The 21,012-nt window shown below is 63.4% G+C and carries 18 protein-coding genes; 17 read left to right on the forward strand and 1 reads right to left on the reverse strand.

Annotated elements, in window-relative coordinates:
* Positions 1-11 precede the first annotated feature (11 nt).
* The 13 genes from nuoF to SPHV1_RS21810 are packed head-to-tail and all read left to right on the forward strand — an operon-like array spanning position 12 to position 14,263.
* Complete coding sequence (gene nuoF / locus SPHV1_RS21750; protein ID WP_054948086.1) at positions 12-1,310, forward strand: NADH-quinone oxidoreductase subunit NuoF; 1,299 nt, start codon at positions 12-14, stop codon at positions 1,308-1,310.
* Positions 1,310-3,328, forward strand: a complete 2,019-nt coding sequence (gene nuoG, locus SPHV1_RS21755; RefSeq protein WP_054948087.1) for an NADH-quinone oxidoreductase subunit NuoG — start codon at positions 1,310-1,312, stop codon at positions 3,326-3,328. Before nuoF ends, nuoG begins: the two co-directional genes overlap by 1 nt.
* The gene (gene nuoH, locus SPHV1_RS21760; protein ID WP_054948088.1) at positions 3,325-4,371 is read left to right on the forward strand and encodes an NADH-quinone oxidoreductase subunit NuoH; all 1,047 of its coding nucleotides are present in this window, start codon (positions 3,325-3,327) and stop codon (positions 4,369-4,371) included. The genes nuoG and nuoH overlap by 4 nt, the downstream gene beginning before the upstream one ends.
* On the forward strand, positions 4,368-4,853 hold the full coding sequence (gene nuoI / locus SPHV1_RS21765; protein WP_007015106.1) for an NADH-quinone oxidoreductase subunit NuoI: 486 nt from the start codon (positions 4,368-4,370) through the stop codon (positions 4,851-4,853). Before nuoH ends, nuoI begins: the two co-directional genes overlap by 4 nt.
* A 15-nt stretch (positions 4,854-4,868) precedes the next feature.
* Positions 4,869-5,486, forward strand: a complete 618-nt coding sequence (locus SPHV1_RS21770; protein ID WP_054948089.1) for an NADH-quinone oxidoreductase subunit J — start codon at positions 4,869-4,871, stop codon at positions 5,484-5,486.
* Positions 5,483-5,788 (forward strand): NADH-quinone oxidoreductase subunit NuoK, encoded by a 306-nt coding sequence (nuoK, locus tag SPHV1_RS21775; protein WP_007015108.1) that lies wholly within the window; start codon positions 5,483-5,485, stop codon positions 5,786-5,788. Before SPHV1_RS21770 ends, nuoK begins: the two co-directional genes overlap by 4 nt.
* Before the next feature lie 4 nt (positions 5,789-5,792).
* Positions 5,793-7,820 (forward strand): NADH-quinone oxidoreductase subunit L, encoded by a 2,028-nt coding sequence (nuoL, locus tag SPHV1_RS21780; protein ID WP_054948090.1) that lies wholly within the window; start codon positions 5,793-5,795, stop codon positions 7,818-7,820.
* Positions 7,821-7,824: 4 nt separating this feature from the next.
* Positions 7,825-9,360 carry an NADH-quinone oxidoreductase subunit M gene (locus tag SPHV1_RS21785; protein ID WP_054948130.1) on the forward strand — a complete coding sequence of 512 codons (1,536 nt, stop codon included), beginning with the start codon at positions 7,825-7,827 and terminating at the stop codon, positions 9,358-9,360.
* Positions 9,360-10,823 carry an NADH-quinone oxidoreductase subunit NuoN gene (nuoN, locus tag SPHV1_RS21790; protein WP_054948091.1) on the forward strand — a complete coding sequence of 488 codons (1,464 nt, stop codon included), beginning with the start codon at positions 9,360-9,362 and terminating at the stop codon, positions 10,821-10,823. The genes SPHV1_RS21785 and nuoN overlap by 1 nt, the downstream gene beginning before the upstream one ends.
* Positions 10,820-11,542: a biotin--[acetyl-CoA-carboxylase] ligase gene (locus SPHV1_RS21795; RefSeq protein WP_054948092.1), complete on the forward strand. Its 723-nt coding sequence runs from the start codon at positions 10,820-10,822 to the stop codon at positions 11,540-11,542. The genes nuoN and SPHV1_RS21795 overlap by 4 nt, the downstream gene beginning before the upstream one ends.
* A gap of 15 nt (positions 11,543-11,557) precedes the next feature.
* Positions 11,558-12,337 (forward strand): type III pantothenate kinase, encoded by a 780-nt coding sequence (locus SPHV1_RS21800; protein WP_054948093.1) that lies wholly within the window; start codon positions 11,558-11,560, stop codon positions 12,335-12,337.
* Entirely contained in the window at positions 12,334-13,959 is a 1,626-nt protein-coding gene (locus SPHV1_RS21805; protein WP_054948094.1) for a ribonuclease J, read from the forward strand. Before SPHV1_RS21800 ends, SPHV1_RS21805 begins: the two co-directional genes overlap by 4 nt.
* A gap of 13 nt (positions 13,960-13,972) precedes the next feature.
* Positions 13,973-14,263 carry a DUF1467 family protein gene (locus SPHV1_RS21810; RefSeq protein ID WP_054948095.1) on the forward strand — a complete coding sequence of 97 codons (291 nt, stop codon included), beginning with the start codon at positions 13,973-13,975 and terminating at the stop codon, positions 14,261-14,263.
* Between the two features lie 60 nt (positions 14,264-14,323).
* Here SPHV1_RS21810 and SPHV1_RS21815 read toward each other — a convergent pair whose 3' ends face one another.
* Complete coding sequence (locus tag SPHV1_RS21815; RefSeq protein WP_054948096.1) at positions 14,324-16,978, reverse strand: ATPase; 2,655 nt, start codon at positions 16,976-16,978, stop codon at positions 14,324-14,326.
* Positions 16,979-17,047: 69 nt separating this feature from the next.
* On the opposite strand from SPHV1_RS21815, the gene SPHV1_RS21820 reads away from it, so the two are divergent.
* From SPHV1_RS21820 to SPHV1_RS21835, 4 genes are all read left to right on the forward strand, one after another.
* Positions 17,048-17,350 (forward strand): hypothetical protein, encoded by a 303-nt coding sequence (locus tag SPHV1_RS21820; RefSeq protein ID WP_054948097.1) that lies wholly within the window; start codon positions 17,048-17,050, stop codon positions 17,348-17,350.
* A gap of 140 nt (positions 17,351-17,490) precedes the next feature.
* Positions 17,491-18,621, forward strand: coding sequence for a hypothetical protein (locus tag SPHV1_RS21825; protein ID WP_231634813.1), 1,131 nt, complete (start codon positions 17,491-17,493; stop codon positions 18,619-18,621).
* Positions 18,622-18,656: 35 nt separating this feature from the next.
* Positions 18,657-19,619 carry a hypothetical protein gene (locus SPHV1_RS21830; RefSeq protein WP_054948099.1) on the forward strand — a complete coding sequence of 321 codons (963 nt, stop codon included), beginning with the start codon at positions 18,657-18,659 and terminating at the stop codon, positions 19,617-19,619.
* On the forward strand, positions 19,619-21,007 hold the full coding sequence (locus SPHV1_RS21835; protein ID WP_054948100.1) for a sensor histidine kinase KdpD: 1,389 nt from the start codon (positions 19,619-19,621) through the stop codon (positions 21,005-21,007). Before SPHV1_RS21830 ends, SPHV1_RS21835 begins: the two co-directional genes overlap by 1 nt.
* Positions 21,008-21,012: the final 5 nt, after the last annotated feature.

Consider the following 21,012-nt stretch of genomic DNA (forward strand, 5'->3'; position numbering starts at 1 on the left):
GACGCTCGCTGATGCTCGCTGACAAGGATCGCATCTTCACCAACGTCTACGGCTATCAGCCGTGGAACCTGAAGGAAGCGCAGGCGCGCGGCGCCTGGGACAACACCAAGGACATCATCGCCAAGGGCCGTGATCTCATCATCGAGGAGATCAAGGCTTCGGGGCTGCGCGGCCGTGGCGGCGCGGGCTTCCCGACCGGCATGAAGTGGTCCTTCATGCCCAAGCAGCCGCCGCTCGACCACAACGGCAATCCCAAGCCGAGCTTCCTGGTCATCAACGCGGACGAATCCGAACCGGGTTCGTGCAAGGACCGCGAGATCATCCGTCACGATCCGCACCTGCTGCTGGAAGGCGCGCTGGTGGCCGGTTTCGCGATGGGTGCGCGTGCCGCCTACATCTACATTCGCGGCGAATACATCCGTGAGGCAGAGACGCTCTTCGCCGCGCGCGATGAAGCTTATGCGGCGGGTCTGCTGGGCAAAAACGCCGCCGGTTCGGGCTACGACTTCGACGTCTTCGTCCACCGCGGCGCTGGCGCCTACATCTGCGGCGAAGAAACCGCGATGATCGAAAGCCTCGAAGGCAAGAAGGGGCAGCCTCGCCTGAAGCCGCCGTTCCCGGCGGGAGCAGGCCTCTACGGCTGCCCGACCACGGTCAACAACGTCGAGTCCATCGCCGTTGCGCCCACCATCATGCGTCGCGGCGCTTCGTGGTTCTCCAGCTTCGGCCGCGAGAACAACAAGGGCACCAAGCTCTTCCAGATCTCGGGCCACGTGAACAAGCCGTGCGTCGTCGAAGAGGAAATGAGCATCCCCTTCAGCGAACTGATCGAGAAGCACTGCGGCGGGATCCGCGGCGGCAGGGATAACCTGCTGGCGGTGATCCCCGGCGGATCCTCGGTTCCGCTGGTTCCGGCCGACCAGATCTGGGACGCGCCGATGGACTTCGATGGCCTCAAGGCCGTCGGTTCGGGTCTCGGCACCGCCGCCGTGATCGTGATGGACAAGTCCACCGACATCGTCCGCGCCATTTCGCGTCTCTCGTACTTCTACAAGCACGAGTCCTGCGGTCAGTGCACGCCATGCCGCGAAGGTACGGGCTGGATGTGGCGTGTCATGGAACGCCTGCGCACCGGTGACGCTGCCGTCGAGGAAATCGACATGCTGCACCAGGTCACCAAGCAGGTCGAAGGTCACACCATCTGCGCCCTTGGCGACGCTGCGGCGTGGCCGATCCAGGGCCTGATCCGCCACTTCCGCCCCGAGCTGGAACGCCGGATCGCTGAAAACATGCCGGAGGCTGCTGAGTAATGCCCAAGGTAACCGTAGACGGCGTAGAACTCGAGGTCCCCGCAGGCGCCACCGTCCTGCAGGCCTGCGAACTCGCCGGCAAGGAAATCCCGCGCTTCTGCTATCATGAGCGCCTGTCGATTGCGGGCAACTGCCGCATGTGCCTCGTCGAGGTGAAGCCCGGACCGCCCAAGCCCCAGGCTTCGTGCGCGCTTCCGGCCACTGAAGGCCAGGAAATCCGCACCGACTCCGAGATGGTCAAGAAGGCGCGGGAAGGGGTGATGGAGTTCCTCCTCATCAACCACCCGCTCGATTGCCCGATCTGCGATCAGGGCGGCGAATGCGATCTGCAGGACCAGTCGGTGGCCTATGGCCGCGGCGCCTCGCGCTATGACGAGAACAAGCGCGCGGTCACCGAAAAGTACATGGGCCCGCTCATCAAGACGACGATGACGCGTTGCATTCACTGCACCCGCTGCGTGCGTTTCTCGGAAGAGATCGCCGGCGTGGACGAGATCGGCGCGCTCTATCGCGGCGAGAACATGCAGATCACGACCTATCTCGAACATGCTGCCAAGCACGAGATGTCGGCCAACGTGATCGACCTGTGCCCGGTCGGCGCGCTGACCTCGCGCCCCTATGCCTACGAAGCGCGTCCCTGGGAGCTCAAGAAAACCCTGGGCATCGACGTTTCCGACGCGATCGGCGCGAACATCCGCATCGACAGCCGCGGACGCGAAGTGCTCCGTGTGCTCCCGCGCATCAACGACGACGTCAACGAGGAATGGATCTCGGACAAGGCGCGCTACCAGGTCGATGGCCTGACCAAGCGCCGCCTCGACAAGCCGTTCCTGCGTCGCGACGGCAAGCTGGTTCCCGCCAGCTGGGGTGAAGCCTTCGCTGCCATCGCTTCGCTCAACCCGGGCAATTCGATTGCGGCGGTTGCCGGCGACATGCTCGACTGCGAGACGATGTTCGCGGCCAGGAAGTTGGTCGGTGCCCTTGGCTCGAACCTGCTCGAAGGTCGCCAGACCGGCATGGACTACGACACCTCGAGTCTTGCTGCGGTGAACTTCAACTCCACGCTGGGCGGCATCGAGACTGCCGACGCGATCCTGATCGTCGGTAGCAACGTGCGCTCTGAAGCGCCGCTGGTTAACGTGCGTCTGCGCAAGGCCGTGAAGGCCGGCGCCAAGGTGTTCCTGGTCGGACCGGAGTGGGAAACCACGTTCGGCGGCGAGTTCCTCGGCGACGACCTTTCGGTTCTCGGCAAGCTTCCGGCGCATGTCGGTGAAGCGCTCAAGGGCGCGGCGCGTCCGGCGATCGTCGTCGGCGGGGCAGGGTTGGGCCGCGGTGGCCTCGAAGCGGCCCTGGCGCTGGCCGGCGAGTTCAGGCTCGTTCGCGATCTCGAAGACGGCACCAGGTGGAACGGCTTCAACGTCCTGCACATGGCGGCAGCCCGCATGGGCGGCCTGATGCTCGGCTACGCCCAGAAGGGCGGCATCGCTGATATCGTGGCAGCCAAGCCGAAGGTGCTTATCTCGCTCGGCGCGGACGAAGTGGACTACACCAGGTTCGCCGATTCGATGATCGTCTACATCGGCCATCACGGTGACAAGGGCGCGCATGCGGCCGATGTCATCCTGCCGGCAGCGGCCTACACCGAAAAGGCCGGTACCTACGTGAACACCGAAGGGCGCGTGCAGATGGCCGACAAGGCCGTCTTCGCGCCTGGCGATGCGCGCGAGGACTGGTCGATCTTGCGGGCCCTGGCCGACGCTTTCAACGTGTCGGTCGGCTTCGACAGCTTCGAGGAATTGCGCGCAGCGATGATTTCCGAGGTTCCGGCCCTTGGCATCGAAGGTCTGGCCGACTACGGGAGCGACCTGCCTGCTGGTGGCGGTTCTGCCACCGGCGTGATCGCCTATCCGGTCAAGGACTTCTACATGACCAACCCCATCGCCCGCGCCAGTGCGACGATGCAGCGCTGTTCGGCTGAACTGCTGCACGGCGAGGAGATTGCGGAGGCTGCGGAATGACCGCTTTCTTTCAATCCCTTGGCATGTCCCACGACTGGGCCTGGTTCGTCTCGACGATCTGCGGCATCCTGCTGATCGCGCTGCCGCTGCTGCTCGGCGTGGCCATGATCATCTACGCCGACCGCAAGATCTGGGCGGCCATGGCGCTGCGCCGCGGTCCGAACGTGGTCGGCCCGTTCGGCCTGCTTCAGTCCTTCGCGGACGGCCTCAAGGTCTTCCTGCAGGAAACCATCATTCCCTCGGCTGCGAACAAGGGCATCTTCCTCATCGCGCCGGTGGTGACCTTCACGGTGGCGTTGATGGCCTGGGCGGTGATCCCGTTCAATTCGGGCGCAATCCTCTCGGATATCAACGTCGGCCTGCTCTACGTTCTCGCGATCAGTTCGCTGGGCGTATACGGCACGATCATGGCGGGCTGGGCTTCGAATTCGAAGTACCCGTTCTTCTCGGCGATGCGCGCCTCGGCACAGATGATCTCCTATGAAGTCTCGATCGGCTTTATCCTGATCTGCGTTGTCCTTTGGGCCGGCACGTTCAACCTCAACGACATCGTCAAGGCGCAGGAAGGCCACGTACTCGGCATCTTCAACGGCTTCGCGTTCAACCCGTTGCTGTTCCCGATGTGGGTGATGTTCCTCATTTCGGGCATGGCCGAGACGCAGCGCGCGCCCTTCGACCTTACCGAAGCGGAATCCGAGCTCGTCGCCGGTTACCAGACCGAGTACTCGTCGATGGCTTTCGCGGCCTACTGGCTGGGCGAATACGCCAATGTGCTGCTGATGTGCGCGCTCAACGCGACGCTGTTCTTCGGGGGCTGGCTGCCGCCGCTCGACATTCCGATCCTGTACCTCGTTCCGGGCTTCATCTGGTTCCTGCTCAAGGTACTGTTCTTCTTCTTCGTGTTCAGCTGGGTGAAGGCGACCGTCCCGCGGTACCGCTACGACCAGCTGATGCGTCTGGGCTGGAAGGTCTTCCTGCCCGTATCGCTGCTGTTCGTCGTAATCGTCAGCGGCTACCTCATGGCTACCGGACACTTCGCATGACCGTCGGACACCTCATCAAGAGCTTCACGCTCTGGGAGTTCGTGAAGGCGCACTGGCTCACCTTGAAGTACTTCTTCAAGCCCAAGGCGACGATCAACTACCCCTTCGAGAAGAACCCGCTTTCGCCCCGCTTTCGTGGTGAGCACGCCCTGCGCCGTTATCCCAACGGCGAGGAACGCTGCATCGCGTGCAAGCTGTGCGAGGCGATCTGCCCGGCGCAGGCGATCACGATCGAGGCCGCGCCGCGTGCCGACGGTTCGCGCCGTACCACGCGCTACGACATCGACATGACGAAGTGCATCTACTGCGGCTTCTGCCAGGAAGCCTGCCCGGTCGATGCAATCGTCGAGGGGCCGAACTTCGAATACGCGACCGAAACGCGCGAAGAACTGCTCTACGACAAGGCTAAGCTGTTGGCGAACGGGGACAAGTGGGAGCGGGCTATTGCCGCGAACCTTGAAGCCGATGCGCCGTATCGCTAGGGGCGCGCCGAGGTCATGATTCACGTATTTGCCTTCTACCTCTTCGCCGTGATCACCATCGCGTCCGCGGTGACGACGATCACTGCCCGCAACCCGGTCCACTCGGTCCTCTGGCTGATCCTGGCGTTCTTCAACGCTGCCGGCCTGATGGTGCTGACCGGGGCCGAGTTCATCGCCATGCTGCTCGTCATCGTCTATGTCGGCGCGGTCGCGGTGCTCTTCCTGTTCGTCGTCATGATGCTCGACATCGACTTCGCCGAACTGCGTGCCGGGTTCGTCAAGAACTTCCCGCTGGGCCTGCTTGTCGCGATCGTTCTGCTGGCCGAGATGGTCCTGGGCATCGGTGCCTACCGCGCCGGGGCAATGGATCTGGGTACGCCCGACGGCGCAGCGGCGACTCCTGCCGGCGCCAGCAACATCGAGGCCATCGGTGGTCTCCTCTACAGCCGCTACCTCTTCCTGTTCGAAGCTGCGGGCATCATCCTGCTTGTCGCGATGATCGGCGCCATCGTGCTGACCCATCGCCAGCGTTCGGACACCCGGGGCCAGAAGATCTCCAAGCAGATCATGCGCCGCCCCGATGAGGCGACCGTCAACGTCAAGCCCGAAGTGGGCAAGGGGGTCCAGCTGTGATCGGTATCGAACACTATGTCGTGGTGAGCTCGATCCTCTTCGTGCTCGGCGTTCTCGGCATCTTCCTGAACCGCAAGAACATCATTGTCATCCTGATGGCGATCGAACTGATCCTGCTTGCGGTGAACATCAACCTCGTCGCCTTCAGCTCCTTCCTGGGAGACCTGACAGGTCAGATCTTCGCCATGTTCGTTCTGACCGTGGCGGCGGGCGAGGCCGCAGTGGGGCTTGCTATCCTCGTGATCTATTTCCGTGGCCGCGGCAGCATCGCCGTCGACGACGTCAACCGGATGAAGGGATAAGGCCTTGCAGTCGATCCTGCTCATCGTCTTCCTGCCGCTCCTGGCAGCGATCATCGCCGGGCTTGGCAACAAGCAGCTCGGCAATGTTCCGGCGAAGGTGGTCACCACCGGCGCGCTGTTCATTGCCTGTGCGCTGTCCTGGCCGATCTTCATCAGCTTCCTGACCGGCAGCGCCGAAGCGACTGTCGTTCCGGTGCTGACCTGGGTAAAGTCGGGCCCGATGGCCTTCGACTGGGCCCTGCGCGTCGACACGCTGACCGCGGTCATGCTCGTCGTGGTCACGTCTGTTTCGGCTCTCGTGCACCTCTACTCGTGGGGTTACATGGATGAGGAGCCGGATCAGCCGCGCTTCTTCGCCTACCTCTCGCTGTTCACCTTTGCCATGCTCATGCTGGTGACGGCGGACAATCTGGTGCAGATGTTCTTCGGGTGGGAAGGCGTCGGTCTGGCTTCGTACCTGCTGATCGGCTTCTGGTTCCGCAAGCCGTCGGCCTGCGCTGCCGCGATCAAGGCCTTCGTGGTCAACCGCGTTGGCGACCTTGGCTTCATGCTCGGCATCTTCGGCACGTTCCTGGTCTTCGGCACCGTCTCGATCCCCGAAATCCTTCAGGCAGCCCCGGGCATGGCCGGTTCGACGATCGGTTTCCTCGGCCATCGTTTCGATACCATGACCGTCCTGTGTCTGCTGCTGTTCATCGGCGCGATGGGCAAGTCAGCGCAGCTTGGCCTGCACACCTGGCTTCCGGACGCGATGGAAGGCCCGACCCCGGTTTCGGCGCTGATCCACGCGGCGACCATGGTCACCGCCGGCGTCTTCATGGTCTGCCGTCTCTCGCCGATGTTCGAAACGAGCCCGACGGCGATGGCCTTCATCACCGTGATCGGCGGCGCGACCTGCTTCTTCGCCGCGACGATCGGCTGCACCCAGTGGGACATCAAGCGCGTTATCGCGTATTCGACCTGTTCGCAGCTCGGCTACATGTTCTTTGCCGCCGGCGTGGGCGCTTATGGCGCAGCCATGTTCCACCTGTTCACGCACGCTTTCTTCAAGGCGCTGCTGTTCCTCGGTGCCGGTTCGGTCATCCACGCGATGCACCATGAGCAGGACATGCGCTTCTATGGTAACCTGCGTAAGCACATCCCGATCACCTTCTGGACGATGACGGCCGGTACGCTCGCCATCACCGGTGTGGGCATGTTCGGCGTCGGCTTCGCGGGCTTCCACTCGAAGGACGCGATCCTCGAGGCCGCCTATGCCGCAGGCAGCGCTTCGGGCAGCTTCGCCTTCTGGATGGGCATTTTCGCCGCCCTGATGACGAGCTTCTATTCCTGGCGCCTGGTTTTCCTGACTTTCTTCGGCAAGCCTCGCTGGGCCGGTTCGGAGCACATCCAGCACGCCGTGCACCATCACCATGAGGATCCTTCCGAGGAAGCCGGCCATGACAACCATGTCCACAATCCCGAAGGCACCGCCGGCTATCATCCGCATGAAAGCCCGCTGGTCATGCTGATCCCGCTCCTGATTCTCGCATTCGGTGCGGTCGCGGCAGGTTATGTGTTCCAGCACGAGTTCGTCAGCGAAGGTACCGGCGAATTCTGGAAGGGCGCGCTGGTGTTCCACGAGCACCTGATCCACGCGATGCACTCGATCCCCGAGCTCATCAAATGGAGCCCGTTCATCGTAATGGTCATCGGTCTGGTCACCGCCTGGTACGGCTACATCCGCAACACCCGGTTCCCGGCCGCCGTCGCCGAACAGCTCGGCCCGGTTTATACCTTCGTGTACCGCAAGTGGATGTTCGACGAGCTCTACCACTACCTGTTCGTGGTTCCGGCGTTCTGGCTCGGCCGCGTGTTCTGGAAGCAGGGCGACGTCGGTCTGATCGACCGCTTCGGTCCCAACGGCGCGGCCTGGGTCGTCGCCAAGGGGTCGACATACGCACAGAAAGTCCAGTCGGGCTATCTCTACAGTTACGCACTAGTCATGCTGCTGGGCCTAGTCGGCGCCATCAGCTGGGTGATCGCGGGATAAGATGATGAGTGGTTTTCCGATCCTCAGCCTGATGCTGCTTGTGCCGCTCGCGGCGGCACTGGCATGCCTCTTCCTCGAAGCCAAGCCGGCGCGGAACCTCGCTCTGGCGGCCACGCTGCTCGATTTTGCACTGGGCGTCTTGCTCTGGGCGAACTTCGACATCGGTGGTGCGCAGTGGCAGTTCACCGAACGGGTGGAGCTGTTCTCCGGCTTCTCCTACGCGCTCGGTATCGACGGCATCGCCCTGTTGCTGATCATGCTTTCGGTCTTCCTCATGCCGATCTGTATCGGCGCGAGCTGGAAGTCGATCGACAAGCGCGTCGGTGAGTACATGGCCGCGTTCCTGCTGATGGAAACGCTCATGATCGGCGTTTTCGCGGCGCAGGACCTGTTCCTGTTCTACATCTTCTTTGAGGCCGGCCTCATCCCGATGTACCTGATCATCGGCGTGTGGGGCGGTGCGGACCGTATCTACGCTTCGTACAAGTTCTTCCTCTACACGCTGCTCGGTTCGGTGCTGATGCTGATCGCGATGCTGTGGATGGCGAACACCGCCGGTACCACAGACATCCCGACGCTGATGGCCTATGACTTCGATCCGCATGTCCAGACCTGGCTGTGGCTCGCCTTCTTCGCCAGCTTCGCGGTGAAGATGCCGATGTGGCCGGTGCACACCTGGCTTCCCGACGCACACGTTCAGGCACCGACCGCCGGTTCGGTGATCCTGGCAGGCGTGCTGCTGAAGATGGGCGGCTACGGTTTCATCCGCTTTTCGTTGCCGATGTTCCCTGAAGCCTCGGCCTACTTCGGTCCTCTGATCTGGGGCCTGTCGATGGCGGCCGTCGTCCTGACTTCGCTGATCGCGCTCGTGCAGCACGACATGAAGAAGCTGATTGCCTATTCGTCGGTCGCGCACATGGCGATCGTGACGATCGGCCTGTTCGCCTTCAACGTGCAGGGCCTCGAAGGTTCGATGCTGATCATGCTCAGCCACGGTCTTGTTTCGGGTGCACTGTTCCTGTGCGTTGGCATCATCTACGATCGCCTGCACACCCGCGAAATCGACCGTTACGGCGGGCTTTCGATCAACATGCCGCGTTACGCGCTGTTCTTCATGCTCTTTACGATGGCTTCCGTCGGCCTTCCGGGCACCAGCGGTTTCGTCGGCGAGTTCCTGAGCCTCGCGGGTATCTACCAGGTGTCGACGTGGGCCACGCTGATCTGCGCCACCGGCATCATCCTGGGCGCCGCCTACATGCTCTACCTCTATCGCCGGGTCGCTTTCGGCGAGCAGAAGAACGCCGATGCCGCGGCCATGGCCGACCTCGACGTCCGTGAGCTGTTGATGGTGGTTCCGCTGGGCATCGCGGTGCTGTGGATGGGCATCTATCCCGAGAGCTTCATTGCGCCGATGCGCGCCGACATTGCCGCGCTCGACGCCCGTCTTGCCGCCGCCAAGCCGGAAGGAGACTCCAAGGTCGCCATGGGTAAGGAAAAACCTGTGCACGAAGAAGTATCTGCGCATGAGGGGGCACACTGATGGACTGGTCACAGTCGCTGCGCCTGATCGCGCCGGAAGAAACGCTGAGCGTTGCAGGTCTCGTCCTGCTTCTGATTGCCGCCTGGGGCGGTGACAAGTCGAGCCGGCTGATCTCGATCCTTGCCGTCGCCGCGCTTGCCGCTGCGTCCTTCCTCGTTGCCCCCGCGCTTTGCGGTGGGGCGATGGGGCCGGATACGTCGGCCTTCTTCGGCCAGTTCCGTGCCGATGCCTTTGCGTCCTATGCCAAGATCCTGATTTACATCTCGGCTGCCGCATCGCTGGTGATTGCGCCGAAGTTCTTCGATCGCTTGGACGCGATGCGTGCGGAATATCCGGTGCTTGTCGTCTTCGCGGCGCTGGGCATGGGCATCATGGTTTCGGCAGGTGACCTGCTGACGCTGTACATCGGTCTCGAGATGAACTCGCTGGCTGCCTATGTTCTCGCCGCGTTCCTGCGCACGGACGACCGTTCGGCGGAGTCGGGCCTCAAGTACTTCGTGTTGGGTTCGCTGGCCTCGGGTATCCTCCTGTTCGGCATGAGCCTGACTTACGGCTTTACCGGCACGACCTCGTTCTCGGGCATCAACTCCGCGCTGTCCTCCGGGCTGTCGCATGGCGCACTGTTCGGCATCGTGTTCATGCTCGCAGGGTTGGCCTTCAAGATCAGCGCCGTGCCGTTCCACATGTGGACTCCCGACGTTTACGAAGGCGCGCCGACGCCGGTCACGACCTTCTTCGCGACCGCGCCGAAGGTGGCTGCGCTTGGCCTGACCATGCGCGTCATGCTCGATGCGTTCGGCGATCAGGCCGCGGCCTGGCAGCAGATCGTGATCTTCATCTCGCTTGCTTCGATCGTCGTGGGTGCCCTTGGCGCCATCGGCCAGACGAACATCAAGCGACTGATGGCTTACTCGTCGATCAACAACGTCGGCTTCATGCTGATCGGTCTGGCTGTCGCAACGCCGCAGGGCGCCTCGGCGATGCTCGTGTACCTTGCGATCTACGTCGCGATGTCGCTGGGCGGTTTCGTCGCGATCCTGATGCTCAAGGACGAGAACGGCAACTTCGTCGAGGACATCCCGATGCTGGCTGGCCTGTCGCGCACGCGCCCGGCGCTGGCGCTCGGCCTGGCGATGATCATGTTCAGCCTTGCCGGCATCCCGCCGCTGTTCGGCTTCTGGGGCAAGTTCGTCGTCTTCCAGTCGGCAGTGCAGGCCAACATGATCGCACTTGCGGCAATCGGCATCGCAGCATCGGTAATTGGCGCCTTCTACTACCTCAAGGTCGTCAAGATCATGTATTTCGATGAGCCTGCCGATGTGGTGAAGGGTGAGAACGACATTTGGCACAAGATCATCCTTGTCGCCTCGGTCGTGTTCATTTCGCCGCTGGGCTACCTGCTGACCAAGTGGCTGGGCGGTCTCGCAGACGCCGCCGCTGCAGCGCTTTACTTCTCGCTTTGATCCGATCCGTCACTCAGACGGGTTCGACCAACGCTGATCTGGCTGCTCGCCTGTCCGGTGGGGAATACCTCCCGGAAGGCGAGTGGCTGGTTGCGGACCGCCAGACGGCAGGGAAGGGCCGCCTGGGCCGCGCCTGGAATGACGGGCTCGGCAATTTCATGGGTTCGACGGTAGTAAGGCCTGGGCAAGGCGATCCGCCGTTCGCCAGCCTTGCGCTTCTTGCTGGCCTTTCCGTCCATGAAGCCATCGCGTCGCTGCTTCCCGATCCTTCGCCCCTGTGGCTCAAGTGGCCGAACGATCTCTTGCTGTCCGGTAGCAAGGTCGCGGGCATTCTCCTGGAAATGGTCGCCGGCACAGTCATCGTCGGCATCGGCGTGAACTTGCGCGTTGCACCGCATGTCGAAGGGCGTGCCGTTGCCGCGCTCTGCGATCATGGCGTCGATGTTTCCCGCGATGATTTCGCGGTCGGGCTGGCGCGTGCTTTTGCTCTCGAACTCGAGCGCTGGCGTTCGGCCGGCCTTGCTCCCATGCTGCGTCGCTGGCAGAGTGCCGCGCATCCCAAGGGAACCCGGCTCACGGTGCTTCCTCCGGGAGAGGAGGCAATCGAAGGTGGGTTTGCCGGGCTGACGCAAGAGGGGAACCTCCTGCTCAGCCTGAACGACGGATCGCTGCGGACGATCCATGCCGGCGACGTGCTTCTTTCCGCAACTTCGCATTGAGGAAAACCAGGTCCCATGCTGCTCGCCATTGATGCCGGCAATACCAATGTCGTTTTCGCGCTGTTCGACGGACGCGAGTTGAAGGGGCGTTGGCGCATTGCCACCGATCCGCGCCGCACCGGGGACGAGTATGCCGTCTGGCTCATGCAGTTGCTCGGCATTCGCGGGATCGACAGCAAGCAGGTCGATACGATCATCATCTCGACCGTGGTTCCGCGCGCGCTCCACAATCTCGAGATCCTCAGCCGGCATTACTTCGATGTCGAGCCGCTGATCGCCGGACATGGCAAGGCCGATTACGCCATCGACATCGATGTCGATGAGCCGCGCTCGCTCGGGGCGGATCGTGCAGTCAATGCGATCGCGGCCCATGCCAAGCACGGTGGAGACCTGATCGTCGTCGATTTCGGTACGGCCACGACCTTCGACATCGTCGACTTCAAGGGCGCCTACAAGGGCGGCATCATCGCCCCGGGCATCAATCTCTCGCTCGATGCCCTGGTTGGGAATACCGCCAAGTTGCCGCGCATTGCCATCGAGATCCCCAAGACCACCAGCGTCATCGGCCGCAACACCGAGGACCAGATGCTGATCGGCGTTTTCTGGGGCTATGTTGCCATGATGGAGGGCCTGATCGCGCGGATGCGCGCCGAGATCGGCCGGCCCGCCAAGGTCATCGCGACGGGCGGCCTTGCGGTGCTGTTCGACGAGGCGACTGAGATTTTCGATGCCGTGGATGCCGATCTTACGCTCGACGGCCTTGCCATACTTGCCGAAAGGGCAGCTTCTAAGTGATTCCCGGTAACGAATTGTTGTTTTGCGCGCTCGGTGGCTCGGGCGAGATTGGCATGAACGTCAATCTCTACGGTTGCCAGGGCAAGTGGCTGATGGTCGATCTCGGCATGACCTTCGGCATGAATGAGTACCCGGGAATCGATCTCGTCTTCGCCGATCTCGAGTTCATCGAGAACGAGCGTGAGAACCTGCTGGGCATCGTCCTGACCCATGCGCATGAAGACCACATCGGTGCCGTTCCCTATTTCGCCGAGGAACTGGGTGTGCCGATCTACGCCACGCCCTTCACGGCAAAGCTCGTGGCCGCGAAGCTGGATGAGGCCGGTATCCTCGACGATGTCGAACTGATCGTGGTGGAAGACCTTGAGCGTTTCGAGATCGGGCCTTTCGGTATCCGTTACGTTCCGCTCGCGCACTCGATCGCGGAAGGCAATGCCCTGTTGATCGATACGCCGTTCGGCCGGATCTTCCATACCGGCGACTGGAAGCTCGACGATGCGCCGCAGATCGGTACTCCGGCAACCGCCGAGGAACTGACCAGGATCGGCGACGATGGCGTGCTGGCACTGGTCTGCGATTCCACCAACGTGTTCAATCCGAAGGCTTCGGGCTCGGAAGGCGATGTCTTCGACGGCCTGCTTGAGGAAGTGAAGCGTCACAACGGCCGCCGGGTTCTGGTGACGACCTTCGCATCCAATGTGGCGCGGCTGCAGACGCTGGGCGAAGTGGCGCGACGCACCAACCGCAAGTTGTGTGTGGCGGGACACTCGCTCGACCGCATCATCCAGACGGGCCAGGCCTGCGGCTACCTCAAGGATCTGCCCGAGATCGTCGATCCGGAAGCGGCGATGGATCTACCGCGCAGCGACGTGCTGATCGTCGCGACCGGCGGACAGGGGGAACCGCGCGCGGCACTCGCGCGAATTTCCGAAGGCAATCACCCGATCAAGCTGGAGAAGGGCGATGTCGTCCTTTTCTCCAGCCGCCAGATCCCGGGCAACGAAATCGCCATCGGCAAGATCCAGAACCGCCTTGCCGATGATGGGATCGTCATTGTCACCGACCGTCAGAGCCATATCCACGTTTCGGGGCATCCCGGGCGACCGGAACTCGAAGCGCTCTATGGCTGGATCAGGCCGGATATCCTCGTGCCCGTGCACGGGGAGATCCGTCACATGCGTGAGCAGGCGAAACTCGGCCTTTCCTGCGGTATTCCCAAGGCCGTGTTCCAGAAGAACGGCGATCTTGTGCGACTGGCGCCGGGGGCGCCGGGCAAGTTTGGCGAAGTTCGCTCGGGCCGGCTCGTGCTCGACGGCGATATCATCGCGCCGGCTGACGGTGAGGCCATCGTGATGCGCCGGCGCATCGCCTTCAACGGCGTCGTCTCGGTCGCAGCGGACCGCAAGGGGAACGTCGAGGTGGCCGCCATGGGCCTGCCTCTGGACGAGGACTATCGGGCCTTCATCGAAGAGGCGCGCGGCGACGTTGCCAATGCGCTCGCCAAGGCGAAAAAGGCGGACCATGCCGATCGGGTAGAGGCGGCGCGCCTTGCCGCGCGGCGTGCGGCCACCCGCTGGTCGGGCAAGCGGCCGCAGGTCCAGGTCCTGCTTCTCGAGAGTTGATCGGAGCGCGCCCATGCAATGGACATCGATAGCCGCGATCTACAGCCTGCTGTGGGTCCTCAGCGCTTTCCTCGTCATGCCGATCGGCTTGCGTACGCCGGATGAGGTCGACGGTCACAAGGTCGAGACCGGCCATGCCGACAGCGCGCCGATCAATTTCCGGCCCGGCCGCATCGCGCTGCGCGCAACGGTGCTGGCCGCTGTGCTGATGGGGCTGTTCTACCTCAACTACGTATATGGCTGGATCGAAGTCGAGGACCTCAACTTCTTCGGCGATCCGCCGGTCAAGGATCTCGGCTACTGATGGTGTCTCGGCAGGGCTGCTCCCTGATTGGGGAGCTCGCCTTGCCGATTGGCCTACGTGTCAGTTGCGCAGGCGTTCGATGGCCTGTGCCAGCGCCACGTAGAGTTTGCCCATGTCCGATGAGAGCAGGGTCACGCCGAGCGCATTGCCGTCGCGGGTCGAGAGGATCTGGCGCAGGATCGCCTCGAAGTCGTGGATGTAGCGGCTGACGTGCTCGCGGAAGGAATCGTCGCGCTCGAAGATCTGCTGGATCGCCTTGGCTTCCCCGGCTTCGAGCAGGCGCACCGCGCGGCGTGTGAAGATACCGCGGTCGCCGCGCAGGTATGCGGCCCAGGCCGTGTCCGAGACATCGGATGACAGGGCGTTGGCGATGTCGATCGAGTTCGAGTTGAGCGATTCCGTGATGAGCGCAACACGCCGTGAAAAGTCGTTGTCGACCTGTTCTTCGGCGCGGCTGCGGGCGTGGGCGACGCGGTTCTCGAGGTTGCCGACCAGTTCGTCGATCTTGCCGAGCTGGTCGCGCAGCTGGATTGCGGCCTCCCGGGTAGCGCCCGAAGCATGGGCGACGGCCTGATCGAGCTGGCCCGAGACTTCGGCCACGCGTGAGCGCATCGCCTTGTCGATCGCCATGGCGCCTTCCTTGCCGAGCTTCTCGGCGACGCTGGCGACTTTCGCCGCGCTCTTGCTTTCGATCGCTTCGATGCTCTCGGCAATCGTCGCGTTGAGAGCTTCGATGGACGCGCGCAGTTCGGTTCCGGCCTTGTCCGATGCCTTGTCGCTTGCCTGCTCGATATCGTCGAGAGCGCTGCGCAGGTCGCGCAGCAGTGCGGCGTGGTCGCTGCCCTGCCGGTTGATGTCGGCATGGGCCGTGGCAAGCGAAGCCATGAGGTCCTGAAGCGTCCTGCCGGTACCATCGATTTCGTTCGCAAGACCTTCGCTGCCGTCCCCGGCTTGCTTGAGGCTGTCGAGCAGGGCGCCGATGCCCTGATTGACGCGGTCTAGGCGGTCCTCGGTGATCGAGAGGGCTTCGGGCAGGGCATTGTGGGCCTGCTTGGCGCTCGCCTGGATCAGTTCCAGCAGCCGGATGCTGTCGTCGGTGAGTTTCTCGACGTCATTGTCCGTTGCCGCAAGGGTCGCGCGGGCCGAGGTCAGCCTTTCGGTCAGCGCGGTCAGGCTTGCGCTCAGGACTTCCTCGCCTTGGGCGCTGTCTTCCGAAATGGCCCGCAGGCGGGTTTCGAACGCGGAGAGCTGTGCGGTGATCGCGGCTGCCGTTTCGCGCAGGTTCTCGCTCTGGATGCGATGGTTCTCGAGGCGTTCGGCAATGCCGCTGTCCAGTTCGCCCAGTGTTTCGCGCAGGCGCGCGATTGCGGCGTGTTCCTGCTGTTGCTGGCGTTCGAGACGTTCGGCCGCTTCGCCGGCAAGCCGGGCAGAGCGCTCGGCAAACTTCTGGTCGAGCCGCATGGCCTCGTTCTCGATGCCGGCAAGCCGTTCGGTAAGGCTGTCGATCGCCTTGCGCTGGGATTGCGCGATGGCATCGCTGACACCCGCCTGTTCGGTCTGCAGTTCGGCCAGCGACGATTGCAGCCGCTCCACGGCCTTGGTCTCGGCATTGCGCAGGGCGCGCGAGACGACGTCGCTTTCATCGCGCAGGGCCTTGAGGCGTGCACGCAGCGAGGTGAGGCTTTCTGCCTCGTGGGTGTCGAGCTGGTTGCGGGTGCTGGCGATCTCCTCGCTGAGCGCGGCGGCACGGGTGCGCACGGCTGCAAGGGCCTCTATCTCGTGCTTGTCGAGCTCGGTGCGGAATTCCTCGCTCTTTTCGGTAAGCGCCGTGAAGCGCTTCTCGGTGAGGTCTTCGAGCTTTTCGCACTGTGTGGCGAACTCACCCAGCGTGGTCTCGACGGCGCTGCGCAGGGCTTCGACCTGGCGTTCGCTCGCGGTGCCGAATTCGTTCAGGCGGTTGAAGCCGGTGATCATGTCCTCAAGCTGGACATGCGCGGCGCGGCCCGCATTGCCGATGTTGTTGGTGACGTCCTTGGCCGAGCTGGCGATGACGGGCAGCTGGCTGCGCAGCTTTTCCATGTTTTCCAGCGCGGCATGACTGACCGTGCTGATGGAATCGACGCGGTTCCCGTTGTCGCGGATCAGTTCCTCGAGACGTCCGGCGTTCTCCGAGATGCGCTCGGCGGCGATGCGCCCGAGGCTTTCCAGGTCGCGCGACTGCGAGGCAAGGAATTCGCGGGCAAGGCTGAGTTCGCGATTGACGGTGGTCAGGCGCTCTTCGAGCCGTGCGGATTCGCGCGACAGGGACTGTGCCACGTCGCCGAAGCGCTTTCCTTCTCGTGCGCTGTGGCGAAGCACGAGGAGCCAGCACAGTCCGATCAGCAGGACCGGGACGGCCCATTCGCTGACCAGTGTGGGTACGGCCTCCAGGGCGACGCCGGGCTGGAATTGGGGAAGGCGGGCGAAAAGGAACAGCGCCGTCCAGCCTGCCGTCGCCAGACCGGCGAGGAGCGGGGCAATCCACGCGTTGGAGCGCGATTCGTCCGCTTCTTCGTGATCGCCGACCCAGGCTTCGTCCCAGTGCTCGTCCGCCTGACGGGGCTGCTCGGCAACCGCATCTGCGGGTGTGACCTCGGGCGCGGTAGCCTCTGGCTTGTCCGCGTTTGCCTCGTTGCCTCCGGCGCCGAAGGCAATGATCCTGTTTTCTCCAGCCATTTCGATAGAATACCACGAGCCGGGCAGCGATAAACCCCGGTTTAATACATTGCCTATTATCTTGGGGAAATGGCTTACGAATCAGGCGCCCTCGAAGCGACATTGGCTGCTGCGGCAGGCGGGGACGCCGTGCTTTTCGAGGAACTGCGTGCCAGTTTCGTCGAAAGCGTGGCGCGCCAGGTCGACCTGCTTGAACGCGCACGCTGTGATGGCAACTGGAACCTTGCGGCCATGCGGCTCAAGGGCCTTGCAGCCAGCTTCCATTCACGTGCTTTGCTCGATCTGTCGGAGGAAGCTCTGGACGCGGCTCCGGGTGAACCGACGGTCGTCAGGCGCCTGAAGGCATTTCTCGCGGAGTTTTCCGCCGATTGATCGGCCGGCGATGCTTGGCACCGGCCAAGCCTGTGCCTAAATGGGCGCGCTTCGCTGGAGATTGAAAACTGCGCATCGCTTTGCTTGCCATGACTGAACCCGCGGGAGCGGGACATGCGCTTCCTCGTGGATTTCTGCGGGTGGCGGGTGTGAGCGTGGCAGAGCACCAGCTTGGTCTGGCCCTTGCGCTCGATTGCCAGCGCGTGATCTGCATGGCGCGGGGCACTTCGCCTGATCTCCTGGCGCTCCAGCACGCGGCGGAAGATGCCGGACTGCAATTCTACATCGCGACGAACGTGCGCCAGCTTGGCGGGCTCATCACGGCCAGCGACGAAGTGCTCGTGGTCACCGAGGGGCTTTTCGTCGATCCGGGCAGCGTGACCCACCTGTTCGAGAGCCGCGCGCCGGTGGTGCTGGTCATGCCGGTCGAGAATGCGCTGGCGGCCGGGTTCGAACGCATCGATCTCAACCGCGCGGCGGCAGGGGTCATGCGGGTTCCCGGTGAACTGATGGAGCGGCTGCAGGAACTGCCGCCGGACTGCGACATGATTTCGGCCCTGACCCGGATAGCGCTCCAGTCTGGCATTGCCATGCGCGAAGTGCCTTCGGGTGTGCGTATCGGCGCCAACTGGCGTCTGGTCCGCAACGAGGGCGAGGCCGTCGCGGTGGAAGCCGAATGGCTAGCCGAGCAGGTCAGCGACGGACGCCAGCTTTCCCCCGGGGCTTCGGCGGCTCGCCTTGCCGTACTGACGTTCGGCACATCGCTGCTGCAGGCCGGCAACGCCTCGAACATGCTCAGCCTTGGCGCCTTGGGAGCCCTGGGTCTGTCAGCCGTCCTGGGCTGGTTCGGGCTTGTCTGGATAGCCCTGATCTTCGGTGCCATCGCCGCGCTGCTGGTCGAAAGCAGCCGCCTCCTGCGACAGGCCGAGCGTCGGGCCCGGGGGCAGATGACGCCGATCATCCCGCGTGCCGACGCACTGGGCTGGCTGGTCGATATCGAGATCGGTCTGCTCAGCCTTGCCGCTATCCCGCGTATCGCCGGGGAATCGCCGATCTCCTGGGCGTTTCCGCCGATCATGCTGGTCCTGCTGGTCGCGCTGATACCCAACAATCTCACCGGCTCTACCGCATCCTGGTTCCGCGACCGGGTTCTGCTTGGCGTTATACTGGCCCTTGCCGCGCTCTTCGGGCATGTTCAGATCGTGGTCGAGGTGATTTCGATCGGTCTCGTACTTGCGGGGCTGGTCCTGCCTCTGCGGCGCAAGGACTAACCCGGCTTTAACCAAGGATGGCGTAATACGAGCCGATGATCGATCAAGCTGTTCATTCGGCTGACCGGGACAACGTCGAAGCCGTGCTTCGCGACGAGCTTGCTCGCGGCGATGCAATGGCGGGAAGTGTTCTTCCGATTCTGCGGCACCTAATCACCGCGGAGGACAGCTCCGTCTTCAGTGACGAGATCCTTGCGCGCGTGCGCGGGATGCTGGCCGATCTTGCCAATGCCTTGCTCGATGCGCTGGCGCAGAGCGCAGGTCAGCCCGATCGCGCCGTTCATCCGGCCGACGAGGTTTCCCTGCTCACGCGGGCCTTTCTCCAAAATCAGGCGCTCCTGTCGCATCTTCACGCCCTGGCCCTGGAATGGCAGCTGACCGAGCGTCTGCAAACGCGCCTCGCGCTCGATCCGGTAGTATCGCCGCTTTTGCAGAGCTTCGTGTCGGCCCGCGAAGGTGCGATGCAGGATCTTGCGATGAAGTTCCTTGCCGCGCAGGCCCGCTGGTGCCAGTCGCAGCGGCGCATGAGGCTCTCGCTGTTCGAACTGCCGGCGGATCTGTTCCATGAAGCGCTCGTGACCTTGAGCGCGCGCATCGGTGACGATCCCGAGATGATCGAGCACGCGGCTTTTGCCGAAGCGGCCTTGCGCCGGAAATACAACGAAGGTGTGAGCCGGCTCGGGCTCGCAACCCAGCTTGTGTTGACCATGGCCGGCGAAGTCGAGGCCTCGCTCTCGGTTGCCAATTCGGGCGTGGCGCTGTTCCTCTCGGCACTGGCCATCGGTTCCCGGCAGAGCCGCGATGTAGTGGTCCTGTCGACCCATGAGGCGCAACTGGCGCGACTGGCGCTGGCGCTGCGCACCGCCGGCTTGTCATCCACCGGTGTAGAGCAGCAGTTTCTTGCCTTGCATCCTGACATTACCCTGCCGCAAGGTTTTGACCGGCTTGGCGCGGACAAGGCATCCGTCATCCTCTCGACAGGGCGCATTGCAGGCTGATGCAGGCAGGCGGAACCATTCTCGCCCGGGCGGTCAGCGATCCCGAGGACAGGCTGTTGACGGCCGAAGAGCCGCTTGCCGGACTGCAATTGCGTTGCGGTGGCGAGCTTCCCGGCACCATCGCCGTGCCCGAACTGCTGGAACTCGTACGCAAGGCGCGCCGCTATCGCTTCCGTCTTGCCCGCGCGATTTCAGCGAATGACGGAAGCGACACGATTACCGCCTGGGTCGAGGTCGAACCGCGCGAGGACGAAATCGGAGGCACGCCGGGCTGCGACATCGTGGTGCGCAACTGGCAATCTTCGCCGCTGCCTTCGGAAGAGATCAGCTTTGCCGAACGCCGGCGGATGATGACCGACCGCCACCTTGCCGAACTGACTGCGCAGCTCGATGGCTCGCAGCGCTTGCTGACGGCGGTGACGGACAGTCCCGATCTCGCGCAAGTGGCTGCGCGGATGGAAGACGGGATCGGTCGGCTCTGGACCGATTTCCTGCCGCCCGAGAACGTGACGCACAAGCAGCCGCTGCACTGGCGCCTTCTCGACGGGACCCGGGTCAGCGTCGAAGGCTCGGACCGACCCTGGCGGATCACACTGATCCCGCATATCCGGCCCGGCTTCGATCCATCCGGTTTCGAACTCCTGCTGATCTCTGACGAACCGCAGGCAGGTGAAGTCATGGGCGCGAACCCGATCGAGCCGGCCTTGCGGCGCAGTCTCGTCGGACAGGATCTTTCTCCGGTGCTGCGTCAACCGATTTCGCGCATCATCGCCAATGCAGAGACGATCCGCACGCGGCTCGCCGGACCGATCCCCGACGCTTATGCCGACTATGCGGGTGAAATCGCCAGTGCCGGCAAACTGCTGCTAGACCTGCTCGAGGACCTGGCTGACCTCGAGGTCGTGGAGTCCGAGAACTTCTCGACGGCGCCCGATCATATCGACCTGTCGGAAGTTGCACGCCAGGCTGCCGGGATTCTCAATGTCCGCGCGCGTGAAAAGGGCATCGTCATCGATGCGCCGCAAGTGGCCGAAAGCCTTCCCGCAGTCGCCGAATTCCGCCGAGTGCTGCAGATCCTGCTGAACCTGATCGGCAATGCGATCCGCTATTCACCGGAAAAGTCGCGCATCTGGCTGAGGCTGGAATCGCTTGGATCGATGGCCCGCGTCATCGTCGCCGATCAGGGACCCGGGCTCTCGGAAGAGCAGCAGGCCCGCGTGTTCGAAAAGTTCGAGCGTCTGGGGCGCAGCGGCGATGGCGGATCGGGGCTTGGCCTTTATATCTCGCGCAGTCTGGCCAGGGCGATGGGCGGCGAACTGTCGGTCGAGAGCGCACCGGGACAGGGCGCGCGCTTCATTCTCGACGTGCCGGCCGACCGGGAAGCCTGAACCCG

The organism is Novosphingobium sp. KN65.2 (genome assembly GCF_001368935.1).
GTDB classification, from domain to species: domain Bacteria; phylum Pseudomonadota; class Alphaproteobacteria; order Sphingomonadales; family Sphingomonadaceae; genus Novosphingobium; species Novosphingobium mathurense.

What these genes read in the sequence shown, in the direction of transcription:
- nuoF (WP_054948086.1), top strand. Translation starts at nt 12, where the DNA reads ATGCTCGCTGACAAGGATCGCATCTTCACCAACGTCTACGGCTATCAG.
- nuoG (WP_054948087.1), top strand. Translation starts at nt 1,310, where the DNA reads ATGCCCAAGGTAACCGTAGACGGCGTAGAACTCGAGGTCCCCGCAGGC.
- nuoH (WP_054948088.1), top strand. Translation starts at nt 3,325, where the DNA reads ATGACCGCTTTCTTTCAATCCCTTGGCATGTCCCACGACTGGGCCTGG.
- nuoI (WP_007015106.1), top strand. Translation starts at nt 4,368, where the DNA reads ATGACCGTCGGACACCTCATCAAGAGCTTCACGCTCTGGGAGTTCGTG.
- SPHV1_RS21770 (WP_054948089.1), top strand. Translation starts at nt 4,869, where the DNA reads ATGATTCACGTATTTGCCTTCTACCTCTTCGCCGTGATCACCATCGCG.
- SPHV1_RS21785 (WP_054948130.1), top strand. Translation starts at nt 7,825, where the DNA reads ATGAGTGGTTTTCCGATCCTCAGCCTGATGCTGCTTGTGCCGCTCGCG.
- nuoN (WP_054948091.1), top strand. Translation starts at nt 9,360, where the DNA reads ATGGACTGGTCACAGTCGCTGCGCCTGATCGCGCCGGAAGAAACGCTG.
- SPHV1_RS21800 (WP_054948093.1), top strand. Translation starts at nt 11,558, where the DNA reads ATGCTGCTCGCCATTGATGCCGGCAATACCAATGTCGTTTTCGCGCTG.
- SPHV1_RS21810 (WP_054948095.1), top strand. Translation starts at nt 13,973, where the DNA reads ATGCAATGGACATCGATAGCCGCGATCTACAGCCTGCTGTGGGTCCTC.
- SPHV1_RS21815 (WP_054948096.1), bottom strand. Translation starts at nt 16,978, where the DNA reads ATGGCTGGAGAAAACAGGATCATTGCCTTCGGCGCCGGAGGCAACGAG.
- SPHV1_RS21820 (WP_054948097.1), top strand. Translation starts at nt 17,048, where the DNA reads ATGGCTTACGAATCAGGCGCCCTCGAAGCGACATTGGCTGCTGCGGCA.
- SPHV1_RS21830 (WP_054948099.1), top strand. Translation starts at nt 18,657, where the DNA reads ATGATCGATCAAGCTGTTCATTCGGCTGACCGGGACAACGTCGAAGCC.
- SPHV1_RS21835 (WP_054948100.1), top strand. Translation starts at nt 19,619, where the DNA reads ATGCAGGCAGGCGGAACCATTCTCGCCCGGGCGGTCAGCGATCCCGAG.